Source organism: Ruegeria sp. CJ6 (assembly GCF_056536665.1).
Genome location: NZ_JBQFQB010000001.1, coordinates 730,113 through 748,016, shown reverse-complemented (window position 1 = coordinate 748,016; position 17,904 = coordinate 730,113). Strand labels below are relative to the sequence as shown.

The following is a 17,904-nucleotide window of genomic DNA, read 5'->3' as shown; positions in this document are numbered from 1 at the left end:
CATGGGCTTGTTGACGAAAGACGAATACGAATCCATCGCTGCGCATCTGGATCTGCCGACGGGCGCTTTCATCGATGGCGGCTACCGCCCGGCGACCTCAGGGCAGGTGTTCGAGACTATCAATCCAGCCACCGGGGCTGTGCTGACCAGCATTGCTGCCTGTGGATCGGAGGAAGTGGATTTTGCGGTCGAAAAGGCGCGAGAAGCCTTTGACGACGGGCGTTGGTCAAAGATGCACCCCTCGGATCGCAAGGACATTCTGATCCGCTTGTGCAAGCTGCTTACCCGCAACGCGCGGGAACTGGCGGTGATGGAGAGCATCGACAGCGGCAAGACGATCTTTGATTGCGAAACTGTTGATGTTCCCGAGACGATCCACTGCCTGAAATGGCATGCCGAGGCGATCGACAAGATCTATGATCAGGTCAGCCCGGCCAGTGATGACCACATCGCCATGGTCGTGCGTGAGCCCATTGGCGTGGTTGGGCTGGTCCTGCCGTGGAACTTCCCCTTGCTGATGCTGGCGTGGAAGATCGGGCCGGCGCTGGCGGCGGGGTGTTCAGTGGTGCTGAAGCCGGCGGCCGAGACTTCTCTGACCGCTTTAAAGGTGGCGGAGCTGGCGTCTGAGGCCGGGTTGCCGCGCGGTGTGCTGAACGTGGTACCAGGTGGTGGCGCCGAGGTGGGCGAACCCATCGGGCGGCATATGGATATCGACATGGTGTCCTTCACTGGCTCGACCGTGACGGGCAAGAAGTTCCTGAACTATTCCGCTGAAAGCAATGCCAAGGAGGTGGTGCTTGAGATGGGCGGCAAGAACCCGGCCATCGTGATGGAGGATGCGGAAAATCTGGACCGCGTGGCGGCGCATGTCGTCAATGGTGCGTTCTGGAACATGGGCGAGAATTGCTCGGCCTCGTCGCGGTTGATTGTGCATAAGGACGTGAAGGCAGAGTTGTTGGAACGGATCGCGCATCATGCGAAGCAATGGAATGTCGGCGAACCGCTGGACCCGGAAACTCGTATGGGCGCGCTTGTTAGTGAAGGGCATTATTCCAAGGTTTGCGGATATCTGGACAAGGCCGAAAACGTGCTGATTGGCGGAAAGGCCGAGAATGGATTCATCGAGGCCACGGTGGTCGAAGTGCCCGGAAACGATGCCACGCTGGCGCGCGAGGAAATCTTTGGCCCGGTTCTGTCGGTGATCGAAGTCTCTGGCTTTGACGAGGCGATCAGCATTGCCAACGACACTGAATATGGCCTGTGTGCTTCGATCTTCACAGCCAACGCCAAACGCGCCATCCGAGGCGCGCGGGCGATCCGGGCGGGTACCGTCACGATCAACAGCTTTGGTGAAGGGGATATCACCACACCCTTTGGTGGCTACAAGCAGTCCGGGTTTGGTGGCCGGGACAACTCGATTCACGCCCATGATCAGTATACCCAGCTGAAAACCATCTGGATTGATCTGGCCGATGACGAAGATGAGGCGGTAGATTGACGATCTACACCGCCAAACGTTTGCCCCGGCAAACCGGCGTGGCAGGATGGAATGCCATCCTGCCTCTGCAGCAAGACCTGCCTCGGCTTGAGCAAGACCAGACCGCAGATGTGACCATCATCGGCGGTGGTTTTGCCGGGCTGTCCGCAGCGCTGAGGCTGCATCAGCTTGATCCGACGCTGAAGGTTGTGGTGCTTGAGGCTGGGCGCTTTGCGGAAGGCTCTGCCGGGCGCAACTCAGGGTTCATGATCGATCTGCCGCATGACTTGGCCTCGGACAATTACGCCAGCGATGGGCTGGAGGCAGATCGGGCCACAATCGCGCTGAATCGCCAGGCGATTTCCTTTGCGACCCGGGTAGCCGCTGAGTGCGACCTGTCGCCGGAGATGTTCGACCCGTGCGGCAAGATCAACGCTGCTGCGACCGCAGCGGGTGATCGGCACAACGCAGACTACGCAGTGCATCTGGCGCGATTGGGAGAGCCCCACGAGCTTTATGATGCACAGCAGATGCAGGCGCTGACAGGCAGCCCGCATTACACATCTGGTCTGTTTGCGCCCGGGACGGTGATGATCCAGCCTGCAGCCTATGTGCGGGCTCTCTCAACGCATCTGGCTGGGCGGATCGGTGTTTATGAAAACTCTGCCGTGACCGGGTTTCGCAAACAAGGCGGTGGCTGGGTGGTCGAGACCGAACAGGCGCGGGTTTCGACGGGGCGGATCGTGATGGCAACGAATGGTCATCTGGAAAGCTTTGGATTTTACCAGCGGCGTCTGATGCACATCTGCCTCTACGCGTCGATAACGGAACCACTGACGCCAGATCAGTTCGCCACGCTGGGCGGACAGCCACGCTGGTCAGTAACGCCAGCGGATCCGATGGGCACTTCGGTCCGGCGGGTTTCGGGCAGTTATGGGGATCGCATTCTGATCCGGACCTGTTCAAGCTTTCATCCTGAAATCCACAGCGGCGACAGCCATTTGAAACGGGCAGGCGCGGTGCACGATCGTAAGTTTCAGGAGCGATTTCCCAACTTGCCGAATGTACAGATGCAGCACCGTTGGGCTGGGATGCTGTGCCTCAGCCGCAATGGCTCGGCCGCGTTCGGTGAGATCGAGCAGGGTGTATATGCCGCCTGCTGTCAAAACGGATTGGGTATAGCGCGAGGAACATTGCAGGGAATGGGCGTGGCAGAGCTTGTGCAGGGGAAAGACTCCCAGATTGCAGATCATTTTCTGGCGCAACCGATGCCACCGCGTTTACCACCCGAGCCCTTCGCATCGGTTGGGGCCAATGCGTATCTGCGCTGGAAAGAGTGGCGATCAGGGGCGGAATAGCTTGCAGGCTGGTCAGGGCAGGCTGAGCTTTGCCATCCGTCCGCCATCGATCGTGTAAATTTGACCGGTGACAAAACCCGCTTCCTCGGCTGCCAAGAACGCGACCAGTGCGGCGACTTCTTTCGGGTCGCCGGTGCGGCCTACGGGATGAATGCGGGCGATATCCCGGCGGAATGCGCCGGGGTTGTTCATGCTCTCGATGAAATCGATGTTGAGGTCTGTGTCGATCCAGCCCGGTGCCACCGCATTGCAGCGAATGCCTTCTGCTCCGTGATCCACGGCAACCGCGCGGGTCAGCCCATGCAGCCCGGCCTTAGAGGCGCAGTAGGCGGCGTGGCCGGGGTTGCTGCCCAACCCCTCGACCGAGCCGATATTGACGATGCTGCCCTTGGTTTTGCGCAGATGTGGCAGTGCAGCCTGGATCAGCAGGAACGGGGCGGTCAGGTTGACCATGAGGTTGCGTTGCCAATCTTCAAGCGGCATGTCGTTGACGGAGGTCTCCTGCATCATGCCTGCGTTGTTGATCAGTACGTCCAGCTGGCCCGCGCTGTCCACAACCTGCTTGATGATCTGCACCGGGCTTTCCGGGTTTGCAAAATCCGCCGGGATAGAGGGGAACTCATCATCCTTACCGCGCTGCGCAGTGTAGACATTAGCCCCTTCTTCGCGCAGCCGCCGGGCGATGGCTTGTCCGATGCCACTGCGGCCACCGGTCACGAGCGCTGTTTTTCCTGCAAATCTTTTCATTGTACCGGCTTGCCCCCATTCACTTCGACCAGAGCACCACACATGTAGCGCGCCGAATTCGAGGCGAGAAAAAGGATCACTTCGGCTATATCTTCGGGTTCGGCGATACGCCCTAAAGGCACCGACTTCCCAAGCTCGGCAATCGCCGTATCAGGATCGAACCCACGTTTGGCAAAGCCCGAACGCAGCATCGGTGTGTTCACCTCGTTCGGGCAGACGGCGTTGATGCGGATGCCCTGATGGGCGTGATCGTGCCCCATGCATTGGGTGAGGCTGGCAATGGCCGCTTTGGTCATGCAGTACACCGCATGATCCGGGCCAGGTCGAAGGCCCCAGCACGAGGCAGTGTTCACAATAGCACCGCCACCCGCCGCCGCCATGATTGGAATCGCAGCGCGGCAGATACGGAAAGGGGCCTCGACATTCACTCCGACGGACAGGGCCCAATCCTCATCGGATGTTTCAGTCACCGGGCCGCGGGTGATCACGCCTGCATTGTTGATCACGATATCAAGACCATCCAGCGCCTGATGCGCGGCCAAGGCCAGCCCGTCGCAATAGTCGGGATCGCGCAGATCGCCGGGCAGATGCGCCTCGGATTCAAGGCTGCCCACATCGCGGTCAGCAACAGCCACACGCGCGCCTTCGGCCCGCAGCTGGCTGACGATGGCGGCCCCGATCCCGCCCGACGCCCCAGTGACGAGTGCGGTTTTTTCAGCGAACCTCATTCGTGTACCTCCCCGGGATTTAGTAGGACTGGTTCAGCTCATCCGCAGCCGGTATTTCACGCTCGCGCCGGGCGATGTAATCCAGCAGCTCTTCGTTCTTGGCGATATCGAGCGTTGGTTCCTGATACTCGGCCAGCAGCTTGCGGGCGTGTTTCAGGGCGCGTTCGGTGATTTCAACACAACCCTCAGCCTGCCATTGTTCGATCGAGTTGTTGTCGAACATATCCGGCATGAAGAATGCGCTCTGGAAATTGTCCTGCGTATGCGGATGCCCAAGGTAATGCCCGCCCGGACCGATATCACCGACTGCCGAAACGGCCTGATCGAAATCGCCCCATTTCGGGCCCTCGGCCATGCGATAGGCCATGGCGCATTGTTCTGCGTCAACGATGAACTTGGCGGTCGAGCAGTGCATCCCGGCCTCGTTCCAGCCCGCCGAATGCCAGATGTAGTTGGCGCCGGAATGGATCACGGCCTGCAGAGTGGTTGCGGATTCATAGCCTGCCTGCGCGTCGAACGTCTTGGCTCCGCCCAGAGTGTTTGAGGTACGCCAAGGCACTTCGTAATACCGGGCCATCTGTCCAATCATGAAGTTCATCAGACTGATCTCGGGCGTGCCTGCCATCGGTGCGCCGGATTTCATCGAGACGGTCGACAGGTAGTGCCCGTAGATCGCGGGCGCGCCCTTGCGGATCACCTGCGTATAGGCCAGCGCGCTGAGCGCCTCGGCATTCAGTTGCGCCACGGTCGCCGGAACGCTGGCAGGCGTATTGGCCCCGCCCAGAACGAAGGGCGAGCACAACACCGGCTGCTTTCGGCGACAGAAGGCGCGCATCGCGCCCAACATGGTTTCATCCCAGACCAGCGGCGAATTGCCGTTGCAATTGCCAGTGGTGACCGGGTGATCTTCAAGGAAATCCTCGCCGAACAGGATGGCGCACATCTCCATGACATCTTCGGCATTCTTGGGGCTGGTGGTCATGCCCATGAAGGTTTTGTCAGAGTGCTTCATTGACGAATAGGTAATCCGCAGATGCCGCTGACTGATCGGGTGATCATAGGGCTCCACGATGTGATGGGCCGAGGAATGCAGCGCGGGCAACATATGGCTGAGCTTGTGGAACATCGCCAGATCGTCCAGCGTCGGGTTGCGGCGCACATCTTCCAGATCGCGCAGGAAGGGCGCTCCGGTCATCGGCACGAAGATCGAGTGTCTACCGCCCAGCCGCACGTTCTTTTTCGGATCGCGCGCGTGGTAGGTGAAATCTGACGGAATGGTCGCGATCAGCTCACGCACCAGACCGCGATCCAGATAGACGAGCTCACCTTCGACCTTGGCACCAGCCTTCTTCCAGTCTTCCAGCGCGATGGGGTCACGGAACTGAACGCCTACGTTTTCCAGAATTTCCATCGAGGCCGCATCGATGCGTTCTACCTGTGCGCCGTCCATAACCTCGCATAACGGAATGCCGCGGGTCAGGCCCGGCAACATCTCGAAGTTTGGAGCGGTGCGCATGGCGCGCCGGGCTGAGCGCCCTCCGGTACGTGTGGCTGTGGCAGTTCTGGTCATATGGTGCCTCCTTCCGGTTCAGAGTGGAACGGAAAGGGTGGGGTGCACATGCAGGAATGCGAAAGACTGTTGCGAAATGCGACGTTGGGGTTTCGTCAAATAAACGGCAACTCGAAGGAGGTTCACTAAAGCATCTCAAACGCATCTTTGTGGGGGGGTGTGTTGGCATCACACAATGGCAGCGAGGCAGACGATCGGGCCAAAGAATTGCGGCCAAAAGTGACTAGTCCACCCGCAGACTGTAGTCTGATTAATGTATCGGCACCATTCGAGACGGGCTTAATCCATGTGGGAGCGGGGCATTAGGAACTCTCAGCAACCAAATCTGATCGTAAGGAGCGTGGCAAAAGCTGCCCTGTCTGTGCGGGTAAAACTGCTGATGGCGTTTTTGGGTATCACCTTGTTGCTTTTGGGATTGGCTCTTTTTGCGGTGTCGGCCTTGCAGCAATCGAACAGGCGTGTCGATGCGATGATCCATGATCAGGAGAGGATTGCATATTTCAACGAAATCCATTTGGCGCTGAGCGAGCTGAACCTGATGAACTTGTCCTTGGTCATCGATCAGACGCCCGGGGACGACTCGGACGAAATTTTTGCATTTTCAACCGGCAATTTCATCGGTCAGATCGAGAACCTGCAGCATCACATCGCGCAAGGGATACGTCGATTCCTGCAGGCGGGCAGCAAAGAGTCCCGAACCATTGATGAAATCCGCGCAGATTTGGGCGACATCAAAACCAAGGCCGCCGCCATGGTGCGGTTTCGAAGAGACGGAGACATGCAGAATCTCGCCGAATTGGGATTGGATCAGATTTTTCGCCAAGTTCGTTCACTGCAAAGCGATGCGTATAATCTTGTGCAGGCCGCCGAAGCAGAGATGCACGACCGGGCAAATAGGAACGCCGAAGTTTACCAGTCGACGCGCAAAATGGTTGTGGCGGCGGCAACAATTGCAATGGGGGCAGCCCTTTTTCTTGGCTACGCGATCTCTTCCTCGCTGATCTGGCCAATGCGCCGAATTGGTCAAACACTCAGCGTTGTCGCCGAAGGAGATTTCGCGGCGCGAGTTAATGTCCCCAATCGCGACGAGCTTGGCAAATTGGCAAACGACGTGAATGCAACAAGTGCGCGTCTGGGTGATCTATATGAACAGGTAGAGACCCAGCGAGCCGAACTGGAAGCCGAATACGACCGGTCGGAAAAGTTGCTTTACAATCTGCTGCCGGAAGACATTGCGGTAAGATTGAAGCTTGAGCCAGACCGGACTATCGCTGACAGTTTGCCCAAGGTTGCAATACTTTTCGCTGATATCGTGGATTTCACGCCCCGTGCATCGAAACTGCCACCGGAAGATGTAGTCGGGTTTCTGAACAAGATCTTTCGCCTATTTGACGAACTGGCCGACAAACACGGATTGGAAAAGATCAAGACAATTGGTGATGCCTATATGGTCGCGGCAGGCATGCCGTCTCCGGTCGGCGACCCGGTGCATCGCGTCGCCGAGATGGCACTGGACGTGCAGCGGTCGGTTGCGGAAATGTCACCTGATTTTCCGGATGGGCTTCAAGTAAGAATCGGACTTCACGCAGGGCCTGCTGTCGCCGGTGTCATTGGAAACCAGAAGTTGTTCTATGATGTTTGGGGGGAAACGGTGAACACCGCCAGCCGGATGGAGAGCCACGGTGAACCGGGGAGGATCCAGGTAACGGGTGCCGCAAAAGAGGAGCTTGAAGCGGACTACGACTTCGAACCCCGAGGCGTGGTGGAGATAAAGGGATTGGGTGCTGTGAAAACGTGGTTCTTGATCGGTTCTAAAACCAAAAGCTGACCACTACGTCTCGACCTAATTAATCTGCCACTTCTACTTCAATGGACGGCCACCCGGCGGCGACCGCCCAATTTGGATCAGCCCAATTGAACCAGAGCGTGACGCTTCTTGCCCGCGCTCAGCTTGATCGGCGATGACAACGCGCCTGCGTCGATCATCAAGCCCGCATCTGTCAGCGGGGCATCGTCCAGTTTGGCGCCGTTTTCGGCGATCAGGCGCTTGGCCTCTTTGCCGGATTTGGCGAGGCCGGATTTGACGATCAACTGCACGATGGACATGCCGTCACCCAGCTCTGATGCGCTGAGGGTCAGGGTCGGGAGGTCTCCGCCAACGCCGCCCTTTTCGAACACCTCGCGCGCGGTCGCCTCGGCGGTTGCAGCGGCTTCTGCACCGTGCAGCAGAGTTGTGACTTCGTTGGCGAGGCGAATTTTGGCCTCGTTGATCTCGGACCCTTGCAGCGCGGCCATGCGGTCGCATTCGTCCACCGGAAGCTCGGTGAAGATTTTCAGGAACCGGCCCACATCGGCGTCGGTCGTGTTGCGCCAGAACTGCCAGAACTCATAGGCGCTCAGCATGTCGCCGTTCAACCAAACCGCACCGCCCTGTGATTTGCCCATCTTGCGGCCATCGCTGGTGGTCAACAGGGGGGTCGTGAGGCCATAGATCTCGTGATCCAGCACCCGGCGGGTTAGGTCGATGCCGTTGACGATGTTGCCCCACTGGTCCGAGCCGCCCATCTGCAGAACGCAGTTATATCGGCGATTCAGTTCGAGGAAGTCATAAGCCTGCAGGATCATGTAGTTGAATTCGAGAAAGCTCAGCGACTGTTCACGATCCAACCGCGATTTCACCGATTCAAAGCTGAGCATCCGGTTGACCGAGAAATGCCGCCCAATATCGCGCAGGAAATCGAGGTAGTTCAGGCTATCCAGCCATTCGGCATTGTTCAGCATCAACGCGCCGGTCTCGCTGACATCGTAAGACAGGTATTTCGAGAACACCTGTTTCATGCCTGCGATATTGGCGTCGATCTGTTCAGGGCCCAGCAGGGGGCGTTCATCCGAGCGGAACGAGGGATCGCCCACCTTGGTGGTGCCGCCGCCCATCAGGGTGATCGGTTTGTGCCCAGTCTTTTGCAGCCAGCGCAGCACCATGATGTTCATCAGGTGACCCACGTGTAAAGACTGCGCCGTGGCGTCATAGCCGATATAAGCCGTCTGCACCCCAGAGATCAGCGCGTCGTCAAGGCCCTGATAATCGGTGCAGTCGGCGAGAAAGCCGCGCTCGATCATCGTGGCGATGAAATCCGATTTGGGGTGGTAGGTCATGACGCTCAACAGGCCTTGTGTTCTGGCCCTCTCTGCAAGGGCTGGTGTAAGTCATAGGTCAGTAATTTCAAAACCAGACCCGCTTGGTCGCACGACGGAAGGTACATTCATGCGACTGGCTTTCTAATTCCCTAAGTCTCGCGGAATGTCCAGTCATTGGCGAGCAAGTGCAGTCCGCACTGAAAGAATCTTGCGGATGAGCTTTATGAGGGAAACGCGAAGAAACAACGCATAACGAAACACAGAATATCGCGTCAGTCTTTGAAGCGTACCAAGTCCTGCCGGATAACCTCTGGTTCTAGCGTGCAGTGTGTCTGGACAGAAGCGGCTTTTCATTCTTGATGTGGCGTTCAATCAGTTGCTTTTGCAGCTTCCCGGATGGGATCGGGCAGGCGGGCTTGGGGGCAAATTCCAGTTCTGCTATCTCGGGGAATATGCTCAGGATTTCTGTTCGTGCTTCTGGACTGATGGCCTTGAGCACTTCCGGTCCGGTAAACAGGCTTTCCGATGGTGCGCCTTCGGCATAGACTACCTCGTGCTGTCCAAAAAGAAGGTGAAAATACTCGACGCTCTGGGCATCCTGATCGATGAAAATACCGGGCAGCGAAGTCAGATTGACGGCGGGTACCAGAACTTCGGAAGTCCTGAACATCCGCTCGACAATCTTCGAAGACACCAGCATCCGGTGCTGCCGGGACACCACAAGATCACGCTGAGGCAAGCCCAGACCTAACGCTCCGGCGCTGATACGAACCGGGCGCAGTTTGGGGTTTGCGGCCAGTTCCGGGGCAGATATCGTACGGCGAAACACCCGCAGCAGGGTGGCAAATCCGGGCCCATCACCTGTGGGATCAAACACTTCGATCTCATCGCTGGCTTTCAGATCCTCGACCGCCTTATGACCACCCCTTACCCGAATATTCGTGCCACTGGTGAAACAGGGAACAAAGTCGTCAACGGGCAGATTAACGACTGGACTGGCGAAGGCACCGTCACCCAGCGCCGTGATCGTCAGTGTTGTGTTGAGCGGGGGGACATCCCCCAAAAAGCCGATGAAGAATCCTTGCTCGGCTCCGCCGCCAAACGCGCCGTTGCCGCTGGAATCATAGTCGAAAACGCCAATCGTGTAGGTATTGGTGCCATCCGTGACTATGTAATTGTAGTCCCAGGCAATTGCATTCCCCAGATAGGTTTGCGTGGGGTCGTCTGGGAATTCGTTGTTTACACCGTCTCCCTCGATGGTGTTGGGGTCAACACCATCAGTAATTTCGATCGTATTGTACGCGGAGATCTGAAATGTCGTTCCAACGCCGCCGAATTGGGCCTGGTTCGTGGTCAGAGTCGTGTCCGTCCGAAATGCACCGTATATGTTTGGCATAAACCCTGTTCAGGCCAATTCACTGCCGCTTTTTACTAAGCGGTATGAACCTACTCACCCGTCCTCGATTTGTTGTCTGTGCTTTGCTGCATATTAGTATCTCATCTATAAGCATTGGCGCAACATTTGCGAATATCCGGGGTTTTGAGCCTGCGCTTTTATTGCACTGAACATCCCAAAGTACCTGCCATTATTCAGTCGCTTTGTTTCAATGCAAATCTGACGAAGCTGAGCTATATGGAATGATCGTAGGTGCTTCAGATCAAGTGGAACACTGAAACCGGCGACGGGCATTCTTGGGATAGCTTGGCACCTGCTGTAGCGATCTGCGAACATGTGGTAATGGACTTTGTACAGCTCTTTCATGAGCACTCGGAACTGCGCTGCGTTTTGAGAACGCCCTGTTGCCTACATTCGCGGTCTCATGCCTTTCGGTACACTGTAGCGGGGCACGGTACAGGCGCGGGCAGGGGCAAGGAGAAGGCACCTTTTCCAAGAAAAATGAAGCTCGCGCATGATGTGTCTTGCCTTGGCTTTGCATTACCGTGCAGGTTGTGCTCAGAACCCGGCGAAACGGGTGGAGAGACGCAATACGAGGTCGGCGTGGGCAGGGTCATCAGCAAATCGGGGGCGATCAGAGCGTTGGGGGCCATGTCGGGCACATCGCTGGACGGTGTGGACGCTGCGGTCGTTGAAACCGATGGGCAGCAGATATTCGGCTTTGGTCCCAGCGGGTATCGCGCTTATACCGAAGAAGAGCGTGCCACACTGCGCGCGGCGCTGGGGCTTTGGCATGGACCAAAGGTTGATATTTCGGCTGAATTGGTGACCCGGGCACATGCCGAGGTTCTTTCAGAGTTCGAAGAGGTCGACCTGATCGGCTTCCACGGTCAGACATTGGCACATGAGCCGCGTGGGCGTGGCACGTTGCAGGTGGGTGACGGGCTGGGTCTGTCGCAGGCTTTGGGGCTGCCGGTGGTCTGGGATTTTCGCAGCGATGATGTGGCGCTGGGCGGAGAGGGTGCGCCTCTGGCCCCGTTCTTTCATTTCGCCTGCGCCAAATGGATCGGGGCGGAAGAGCCGCTGTGCTTCCTCAATCTGGGCGGTGTTGGGAATCTGACCTATGTTGACCCGTCTTTTGACGGGCCTGAAGCGCCAGGGGCGTTGCTGGCTTTCGACACCGGACCTGCCAACGCGCCGGTTGACGATCTGATGCAGGCGCGGTTGGGGATGCCGATGGATCGGGACGGCGCGCTGGCCCGAGAGGGTACGGTCGAGACCGGCGCACTGGAGCTGTTTCTGGCCGAGCCCTATTTCAACCGAATGCCGCCCAAATCGCTGGACCGGAATGATTTCTCGGAAATGATCGGTCTGGTGACCGAGCTGAGCGATGCGGATGCGGTGGCCACGTTGACCGGGATGAGCGCTGCGGGTGTGCTGCAGGGGATGGAGCATTGTCCCAAGCCGCCTGTGCGCATGCTGGTTACCGGTGGCGGACGTCACAACCCAGTGCTGATGGAAATGCTGCGCGTGTCGCTGGATTGCCCGGTCGAGCCGGTTGAGGCGGTTGGGCTGGACGGAGACATGCTGGAAGCGCAGGCCTTTGCCTACCTTGCCGTGCGTGTGGCGCGGGGGTTGCCGACCTCTTGCCCGGGTACCACCGGGGTAAGTGCGCTGGTCGGGGGCGGTGTCGTGTCGTCTCCGGCGAGGGGTGTCGCGGTGAGCGGGTAGGGGGCTCTGCCCCCGTCGCTGCGCGACTCCCCCGAGGTATTTTTGGCCAGATGAAGAGGCGGATCTAGCGATTTAGGGCGCGGGCGTAATCCAGGGTGAATTCGGTGTAGCCGTCCGAGGTGGATTGCAGGTGTGCTTGGGTCCAGCGGTGGAAGGCTGGAAGGTGGTGGAAAGGCACGTTTGGAAAGGCGTGGTGCTCCGCGTGGTAGGGCATGTTCCAGGCCAGAAATCGGATCATTCGATTGGTAAAGGTGGTACGGGAGTTTTCGAGCATGTTTGCCACCGGCGGGCAGAGGCCGTGTTCGGCGAGCAGGTATAGGCGCAGGAAAGGCTGGCCGATAAGGGCGGGCAGAAGCCAGAGCCAGAACAACAAGGGGCTGAAGAACAGGCTGAGTGCGGCCAGGGCATATAGTGTGGACAATATTCGGGCTTCGGTTCGTATGGCGTGGTGCTGGCGGGTTGGCAGGTAAGCGGCGCCAATCCTGCCGCGCGCGTTGTCGGTCAACACACGGGCCATACCTGTCCAATATGGCCAACCGCTGAGATAGATCGCAAGGCTGCGCCAGTTTTCGGGGCGGGGTTTGCCGCCAAGTTCCGGGTCTTTGGTCGGGTGGTTTGTCCATTTGTGATGGGCAAGGTGAAAGTAGCGAAACCATGTGAACGGCAGGCAGATAGGAATTGAGACAAGGTGCCCAACCGCTTCGTTGATCCAAGGGGTTTTGAACGGCGTCTTGTGGGTGCACTCGTGGCTGAGCGTAAAGAGGAAAACCAGCAATAGGCCTTGCGGCAGGAGCAGTAGCGGCCAGAGGGGAACCTGTAGGATGATACCGGTGCTGGTTGCTGTCAAAGCGCCGAAATAGATCGCTAGATGTCTGAGACCTGCCATGTCTGACCGCTGTTGCAGCCTGTCCTTGGTCTCGGGCGGGATCGCGGCGATCAGGGCGCGGTGGTCCATGGAATTACACTCCTGGAATATCAAAGCCGGGTGGCGCGAGTTCAAACCCGTCAAATTCAAATCCCGGTGAAACAGTGCAACTGACCAACGTGTAGTCTCCACTGCTGCGCGCCGCCTGCCAATGGCCCTTGGGTACAATAAGCTGCGGTGCGCCTTGGGTCAGATCAGGTGTGAGGGTGTGGTCTTTGGCAGGGCCTGTATCGGAGGCGCTGAGCGAGAGGATCAGCGGAGCGCCGAAATGGTAGAGCCAGATCTCGGTCGCATCTACCTTGTGCCAGTGGCTGCGCTCACCCTCTGCCAGTAGGAAGTAGATGCAAGTGCCGGTGGCACGTCCGGGATTGTCGGCGCGCCAGGTCTCTTTGAACCAGCCGCCTTCGGGGTGCTGCTGCAGGTTCAGGTGTTGGATGATGTCTTGCGCGGTCATGGTAGCCTCGGGTCTGTTTGTGGGATTATGCACGCACGCGCACGATCTGCTATGGCAATTGTGTATGCAGAGCATATGTTTGCCGCATGACTTTGACGATCCCGTTTGACAACAGCTATGTTCGCCTGCCGGACACCTTCTTTGCGCGGCAGGGGCCTGTGCCTGTGCGTGCACCGAAGCTTGTTGCCTTCAACAGTGATCTGGCGCGACTGTTGCGGATTGCGCCGGGCGACGTAGAAGAGATGGCGCAGGCTTTTGCGGGCAATACTGTGCCCGAAGGGGCCGAGCCGCTGGCGCAGTTATATTCCGGGCATCAGTTTGGCACCTATAACCCTCAACTAGGAGATGGGCGCGCGGTTTTGTTAGGTGAGACGGTCGGAACCGACGGGATTCGGCGGGATATTCAATTGAAGGGCTCAGGGCAGACACCTTTCTCGCGCCAGGGAGATGGACGTGCCTGGCTGGGGCCGGTTTTGCGCGAATATGTGGTTTCCGAGGCGATGCATGCGCTGGGCATTCCCACCACGCGCGCCTTGGCAGCGGTTGAAACCGGAGAGATCGTGCTGCGCGAGGGTCCGATGCCCGGGGCGGTACTGACACGTGTGGCGCAGAGCCATTTGCGGGTGGGCACGTTTCAGGTGTTTGCAGCGCGAGGGCAGTTAGAGAGCCTGCAACGGCTAACTGAATATGCCATTCAGCGCCACTATCCTGAGGCGGACGGGGCTATGGGTTTGTTGCGCGCGGTTCGGGATGCGCAGGCCGGGTTGATCGCCCGATGGATGAGCGTGGGTTTCATTCACGGGGTCATGAATACTGACAACAGCTCGATCGCCGGTGAGACGATCGACTATGGCCCATGTGCGTTCATGGACAGCTATCACCCGAATACAGTCTATAGCTCGATCGACCGGATGGGGCGGTATGCCTACTCGAACCAGCCTGAGATTGCGGTTTGGAATCTGGCGCAGCTGGCAACGGCCCTAATTCAGCAGTTTGAGGACAAGGACGCAGCTGTCGAAGAGGCCACCGAAATTGTCCATGCCATGCCTGCGTCGATGCAGGCACATTGGCTGGAACGTTTCAGGGCCAAGATCGGATTGGTTCGGGCAGAGGAGGGGGATCTTGAAATGATCTCGGATCTGTTGACGCGGATGGCGCAGAATCAGGCGGATTTCACAAACACGTTCCGCGCGCTGGGCAGCGACCGCGCGCGAGACCAGTTTGCCGACCCGGCGGCTTTTGACGAATGGGCAAAGGGGTGGCAGGAACGCTTGGCGCGTGAGGATGCGCCTTCGGACGTGATGGCTGCGGCCAATCCGGCCTTCATTCCACGCAATCATCGGGTGGAGCAGATGATTCAGGCTGCGGTGCAGGGCGATTGCGCACCGTTCAATCGACTGAATGAAGTGCTGTCACGGCCGTATGAGGATCAACCAGAATCAGCTGACCTGATGCGCCCTCCGGCGAAGAACGAGGTCGTACACGCGACATTCTGCGGTACGTAACAAAGAGACGGTTTCTTATGAAGAAACTGAGCCTGAAACTTTTGAAGTTTCAGGTTTCGAGGCTATCGGGGCGTGTCTGCAAAGGGCTCGGCGATCACCTGACACGCATCTTCATAGACAATGTAGCCGATCCGGTCTGATCGCAGAGTATCGATCTGATATCCGTTTTCTTTGAGCAGTGCGACCATCTCATACGACTTGCCCAAAACCTGGTTGGCTTCGGGTTTGAACCAGCTGAGGCCTTTGGTATTGCGCTGAAAGGCGCCTTTAGATTTTGTCCTGTTGAAACGATAGGGGATTTCAAGGTTTTCCCGGAACCAAGCCAGCAGCGCCTCAATTCGATCGAATGTGTATTTATCCAGCGCGGCAGTGTCGCGCAGGTGGTAGGCCGCGCAGAAGAACCCCTGACGCGCGTCCATATCTTCTATCTTGATCGGATGGACAAACCTTATGAACATGATCGTGAAGGTGGCCGAGGGGCTGCGCGGGCTCAAGGCCGTTTTGCACAAATGTTAGCGGAGCAAGCGGCGCGTTGCCATTCAGCGCTGGGTTCGGCTTGCACTTGTCCGACCAGTTGGCGATCTTGGGTTAAATCAGTTTAAGTGTGCCGATGACCTACCGCTCGACCTTGCGCCTTGCCAGTTACAACATTCAGAAATGCGTGGGACTCGATTTCCGGCGGCAGCCGCAGCGGATATTGCAGGTCATCGAAAGCATGCAGGCCGATATCGTTGTTCTGCAGGAGGCGGACAAGCGATTGCCGCCCCGTCCTGCCGCTTTGCCACATTTCATGTTGGATGAGGCCGGGTGGCAGATCGTGGACCTGGGCGGTGCCGGTAGTCTTGGTTGGCATGGCAACGCGGTGATCTGGCGTGGGGACGCCATTCAGGTGCGTCAGGCAGGTCATCATGATTTGCCGGGTCTGGAGCCCCGCGGCGCCGTGCGGGTCGAGTTTGATACGCAGATCGGGCCTTTGCGGGTGATGGGGATGCATCTTGGGCTTTTGCCGGCGTCGCGACGCCAACAGATCAGTCATATCCGTCGATGTGATTCTGATCTGGAACACATGCCCACCGTCTGGGCCGGGGATTTCAACGAATGGTCACGCCAGCCGGTTCTTGATCATTTGGCCCCGGACATGCGGTTTCTTCCTCCGGTTCCAAGCTTCCCGGCCGCGCAGCCATTGGGGGCGCTGGACAGAATCGCGGTGGGTCAGGGGCTTGAGGCTGCACTGCACGGGGTGCATGATGCGCGGCCCGCGCATATCGCCTCGGATCATTTGCCGGTCTGGGCCGATCTGCGGCGCATCGCCTGACCGCAAAATCGTCTGTGGCGCAGGGCGCGTAGACATATTAAGACAGAACACCGAACAGTCCCGGGGGTCACCATGTCCGACACGATTATCGCCCGTTGCGAAGCCAAGGGCCTGCGCATGACCGGCCAGCGGCGGACCATTGCACAGGTCTTGCAGCAAAGCGAAGATCACCCGGATGTAGAAGAGCTTTATGCCCGTGCTTCAGCCGAAGATGCGGGAATTTCGATCGCGACAGTCTATCGTACCGTGAAGTTGTTCGAAGAGGCCGGGATACTTGAGCGGCTGGAGTTCGGCGACGGGCGCGCGCGATACGAAGATGCAGAGCGTGATCACCACGACCACCTGATCGACATGCAGTCAGGCGAGGTGATCGAGTTTGTCGACCCTGAGATAGAAGCGCTGCAAGAAAAGATTGCGGCCAAGCTTGGCTACAGGCTGAAAGGCCATCGCCTTGAATTGTACGGCGTACCGTTGGAAAAAGACTGACACATCACGAAAATCGATCGGTCGGTGAACGCGATTTCATCGAACATGTCGTAATACTGCTTGCGACGTCGCAAAGGTTGCGGTTTTGCTGCCGGAAAGGTCCGCCTGTCAGCGGCCTGTTCCAATGGAAACGCGCATGAACAACGTAAACGGCATTTTGCTGATCATCGGCTCGATGGCGGCCTTCGCGCTTGAGGACATGTTCATCAAGCATCTCTCGGTCAGTGTGTCGACCGGGCAGATCATGATCGCATTGGGTCTGATCTGCGGGGCTGTGTTTACGCTTATGTCTATGGCAACACGCAAACGCATCTTCGACCCGGTCGCGTGGCAACCTTTGCCGCTGATCCGTGCCGGGACCGAAGCCTTTGGTGCACTCAGCTTCGTGACCGCGCTGTCACTTGTTGATCTGTCGACTGTGGCGGCGGTTTTTCAGGCGATGCCACTATTCGTCACGATGGGGGCAGCACTGTTTCTGGGTGAGCAGGTCGGTTGGCGCCGTTGGAGCGCCATCGGGATCGGCTTTGTCGGCGTCTTGATGATCATCCGCCCCGGGTTCGAGGGATTCCAGCCGGAATCATTGTTTGTTTTGGTATCGGTCGTTGCAATTGCCGCGCGCGATCTGATCACACGCAGGTTGGATGTTCGTGTGGCCTCGTCGGTCGTCGCATTGCAGGCCTATATCGGAGTGGCGCTGGCTGGTGCGGCCCTTATGGTGTTCACAGCACAGCCCGTTGTGCCGCTGCAAGCTGCGCAGATCGGGCCTTATCTGGGTGCCATCGGGTTCGGCGTATTGGGCTATTACGGCATCGTAACCGCGATGCGGATTGGCGAAGCTTCAGCGCTGACGCCATTTCGGTATACCCGGTTGGTGTTCTCGATCACGGCCGGAATGCTGATGTTTGGCGAACGCCCCGACAGCATGACGTTGGCTGGTGCCGGTCTGATTATCGGATCAGGTCTGTATACTTTCATTCGAGAACGCCAGCTGGCGCGGGCATTGGCAGTGGCCTAAGCGCCCGCGACCTGTTGGCGCAAACAGCAAACTGTTAGCCCTAAAGGCTGAAAAATATA

Annotated in this window: 16 protein-coding genes; 8 read left to right on the top strand and 8 right to left on the bottom strand. The window is 58.1% G+C overall.

The annotated features are described in order from the left end of the window. Position 1 precedes the first annotated feature (1 nt). The gene (locus ACR0BT_RS03775; protein ID WP_480762561.1) at positions 2–1,498 is read left to right on the top strand and encodes an aldehyde dehydrogenase; all 1,497 of its coding nucleotides are present in this window, start codon (positions 2–4) and stop codon (positions 1,496–1,498) included. Then, positions 1,495–2,835: an NAD(P)/FAD-dependent oxidoreductase gene (locus ACR0BT_RS03770; RefSeq protein WP_480762560.1), complete on the top strand. Its 1,341-nt coding sequence runs from the start codon at positions 1,495–1,497 to the stop codon at positions 2,833–2,835. Before ACR0BT_RS03775 ends, ACR0BT_RS03770 begins: the two co-directional genes overlap by 4 nt. 12 nt (positions 2,836–2,847) lie before the next feature. Here ACR0BT_RS03770 and ACR0BT_RS03765 read toward each other — a convergent pair whose 3' ends face one another. Genes ACR0BT_RS03765 through ACR0BT_RS03755 form a run of 3 tightly spaced genes read right to left on the bottom strand, consistent with a single transcriptional unit; the run spans position 2,848 to position 5,880 of the window. Then, positions 2,848–3,582 carry an SDR family NAD(P)-dependent oxidoreductase gene (locus ACR0BT_RS03765; RefSeq protein ID WP_480762559.1) on the bottom strand — a complete coding sequence of 245 codons (735 nt, stop codon included), beginning with the start codon at positions 3,580–3,582 and terminating at the stop codon, positions 2,848–2,850. Then, complete coding sequence (locus ACR0BT_RS03760; RefSeq protein ID WP_480759308.1) at positions 3,579–4,310, bottom strand: SDR family NAD(P)-dependent oxidoreductase; 732 nt, start codon at positions 4,308–4,310, stop codon at positions 3,579–3,581. Before ACR0BT_RS03760 ends, ACR0BT_RS03765 begins: the two co-directional genes overlap by 4 nt. A gap of 19 nt (positions 4,311–4,329) precedes the next feature. After that, a complete protein-coding gene (locus ACR0BT_RS03755; protein ID WP_480762558.1) occupies positions 4,330–5,880 on the bottom strand; it encodes a trimethylamine methyltransferase family protein in 1,551 nt (516 codons plus the stop codon). A 340-nt stretch (positions 5,881–6,220) separates the two neighbouring features. Between ACR0BT_RS03755 and ACR0BT_RS03750 the strand changes: the two genes are divergently transcribed. Beyond that, positions 6,221–7,708 carry an adenylate/guanylate cyclase domain-containing protein gene (locus ACR0BT_RS03750; RefSeq protein WP_480762557.1) on the top strand — a complete coding sequence of 496 codons (1,488 nt, stop codon included), beginning with the start codon at positions 6,221–6,223 and terminating at the stop codon, positions 7,706–7,708. Positions 7,709–7,785: 77 nt separating this feature from the next. Here ACR0BT_RS03750 and tyrS read toward each other — a convergent pair whose 3' ends face one another. Together tyrS and ACR0BT_RS03740 are read right to left on the bottom strand one after the other, a co-directional pair. Continuing rightward, positions 7,786–9,036, bottom strand: a complete 1,251-nt coding sequence (tyrS, locus tag ACR0BT_RS03745) for a tyrosine--tRNA ligase (RefSeq protein WP_480762687.1) — start codon at positions 9,034–9,036, stop codon at positions 7,786–7,788. Between the two features lie 298 nt (positions 9,037–9,334). Next, positions 9,335–10,414 (bottom strand): Hint domain-containing protein, encoded by a 1,080-nt coding sequence (locus ACR0BT_RS03740; RefSeq protein ID WP_170396711.1) that lies wholly within the window; start codon positions 10,412–10,414, stop codon positions 9,335–9,337. Between the two features lie 651 nt (positions 10,415–11,065). On the opposite strand from ACR0BT_RS03740, the gene ACR0BT_RS03735 reads away from it, so the two are divergent. Beyond that, positions 11,066–12,145 (top strand): anhydro-N-acetylmuramic acid kinase, encoded by a 1,080-nt coding sequence (locus tag ACR0BT_RS03735; RefSeq protein ID WP_480762686.1) that lies wholly within the window; start codon positions 11,066–11,068, stop codon positions 12,143–12,145. 64 nt (positions 12,146–12,209) lie between these two features. Here the strand turns inward: ACR0BT_RS03735 and ACR0BT_RS03730 are convergent, their stop codons facing one another. Then, positions 12,210–13,100, bottom strand: coding sequence for a fatty acid desaturase (locus ACR0BT_RS03730; protein WP_170422071.1), 891 nt, complete (start codon positions 13,098–13,100; stop codon positions 12,210–12,212). Positions 13,101–13,104: 4 nt separating this feature from the next. Beyond that, complete coding sequence (locus ACR0BT_RS03725; RefSeq protein ID WP_480762556.1) at positions 13,105–13,524, bottom strand: cupin domain-containing protein; 420 nt, start codon at positions 13,522–13,524, stop codon at positions 13,105–13,107. Positions 13,525–13,610: 86 nt separating this feature from the next. On the opposite strand from ACR0BT_RS03725, the gene ACR0BT_RS03720 reads away from it, so the two are divergent. Next, the gene (locus ACR0BT_RS03720; protein WP_480762555.1) at positions 13,611–15,029 is read left to right on the top strand and encodes a protein adenylyltransferase SelO; all 1,419 of its coding nucleotides are present in this window, start codon (positions 13,611–13,613) and stop codon (positions 15,027–15,029) included. Between the two features lie 62 nt (positions 15,030–15,091). Here the strand turns inward: ACR0BT_RS03720 and ACR0BT_RS03715 are convergent, their stop codons facing one another. Continuing rightward, positions 15,092–15,523, bottom strand: coding sequence for a hypothetical protein (locus ACR0BT_RS03715; RefSeq protein ID WP_480762554.1), 432 nt, complete (start codon positions 15,521–15,523; stop codon positions 15,092–15,094). Positions 15,524–15,639: 116 nt separating this feature from the next. On the opposite strand from ACR0BT_RS03715, the gene ACR0BT_RS03710 reads away from it, so the two are divergent. From ACR0BT_RS03710 to ACR0BT_RS03700, 3 genes are all read left to right on the top strand, one after another. Next, positions 15,640–16,344 carry an endonuclease/exonuclease/phosphatase family protein gene (locus tag ACR0BT_RS03710; RefSeq protein WP_170396721.1) on the top strand — a complete coding sequence of 235 codons (705 nt, stop codon included), beginning with the start codon at positions 15,640–15,642 and terminating at the stop codon, positions 16,342–16,344. Between the two features lie 72 nt (positions 16,345–16,416). Continuing rightward, the gene (locus ACR0BT_RS03705; RefSeq protein ID WP_170396723.1) at positions 16,417–16,830 is read left to right on the top strand and encodes a Fur family transcriptional regulator; all 414 of its coding nucleotides are present in this window, start codon (positions 16,417–16,419) and stop codon (positions 16,828–16,830) included. Positions 16,831–16,966: 136 nt separating this feature from the next. Then, positions 16,967–17,845 carry a DMT family transporter gene (locus ACR0BT_RS03700; protein WP_170422062.1) on the top strand — a complete coding sequence of 293 codons (879 nt, stop codon included), beginning with the start codon at positions 16,967–16,969 and terminating at the stop codon, positions 17,843–17,845. The last annotated feature ends 59 nt before the right edge of the window (positions 17,846–17,904 follow it).

What these genes read in the sequence shown, in the direction of transcription:
- ACR0BT_RS03775 (WP_480762561.1), top strand. Translation starts at nt 2, where the DNA reads ATGGGCTTGTTGACGAAAGACGAATACGAATCCATCGCTGCGCATCTG.
- ACR0BT_RS03765 (WP_480762559.1), bottom strand. Translation starts at nt 3,582, where the DNA reads ATGAAAAGATTTGCAGGAAAAACAGCGCTCGTGACCGGTGGCCGCAGT.
- ACR0BT_RS03760 (WP_480759308.1), bottom strand. Translation starts at nt 4,310, where the DNA reads ATGAGGTTCGCTGAAAAAACCGCACTCGTCACTGGGGCGTCGGGCGGG.
- ACR0BT_RS03755 (WP_480762558.1), bottom strand. Translation starts at nt 5,880, where the DNA reads ATGACCAGAACTGCCACAGCCACACGTACCGGAGGGCGCTCAGCCCGG.
- tyrS (WP_480762687.1), bottom strand. Translation starts at nt 9,036, where the DNA reads ATGACCTACCACCCCAAATCGGATTTCATCGCCACGATGATCGAGCGC.
- ACR0BT_RS03740 (WP_170396711.1), bottom strand. Translation starts at nt 10,414, where the DNA reads ATGCCAAACATATACGGTGCATTTCGGACGGACACGACTCTGACCACG.
- ACR0BT_RS03735 (WP_480762686.1), top strand. Translation starts at nt 11,066, where the DNA reads ATGTCGGGCACATCGCTGGACGGTGTGGACGCTGCGGTCGTTGAAACC.
- ACR0BT_RS03730 (WP_170422071.1), bottom strand. Translation starts at nt 13,100, where the DNA reads ATGGACCACCGCGCCCTGATCGCCGCGATCCCGCCCGAGACCAAGGAC.
- ACR0BT_RS03725 (WP_480762556.1), bottom strand. Translation starts at nt 13,524, where the DNA reads ATGACCGCGCAAGACATCATCCAACACCTGAACCTGCAGCAGCACCCC.
- ACR0BT_RS03720 (WP_480762555.1), top strand. Translation starts at nt 13,611, where the DNA reads ATGACTTTGACGATCCCGTTTGACAACAGCTATGTTCGCCTGCCGGAC.
- ACR0BT_RS03710 (WP_170396721.1), top strand. Translation starts at nt 15,640, where the DNA reads ATGACCTACCGCTCGACCTTGCGCCTTGCCAGTTACAACATTCAGAAA.
- ACR0BT_RS03705 (WP_170396723.1), top strand. Translation starts at nt 16,417, where the DNA reads ATGTCCGACACGATTATCGCCCGTTGCGAAGCCAAGGGCCTGCGCATG.
- ACR0BT_RS03700 (WP_170422062.1), top strand. Translation starts at nt 16,967, where the DNA reads ATGAACAACGTAAACGGCATTTTGCTGATCATCGGCTCGATGGCGGCC.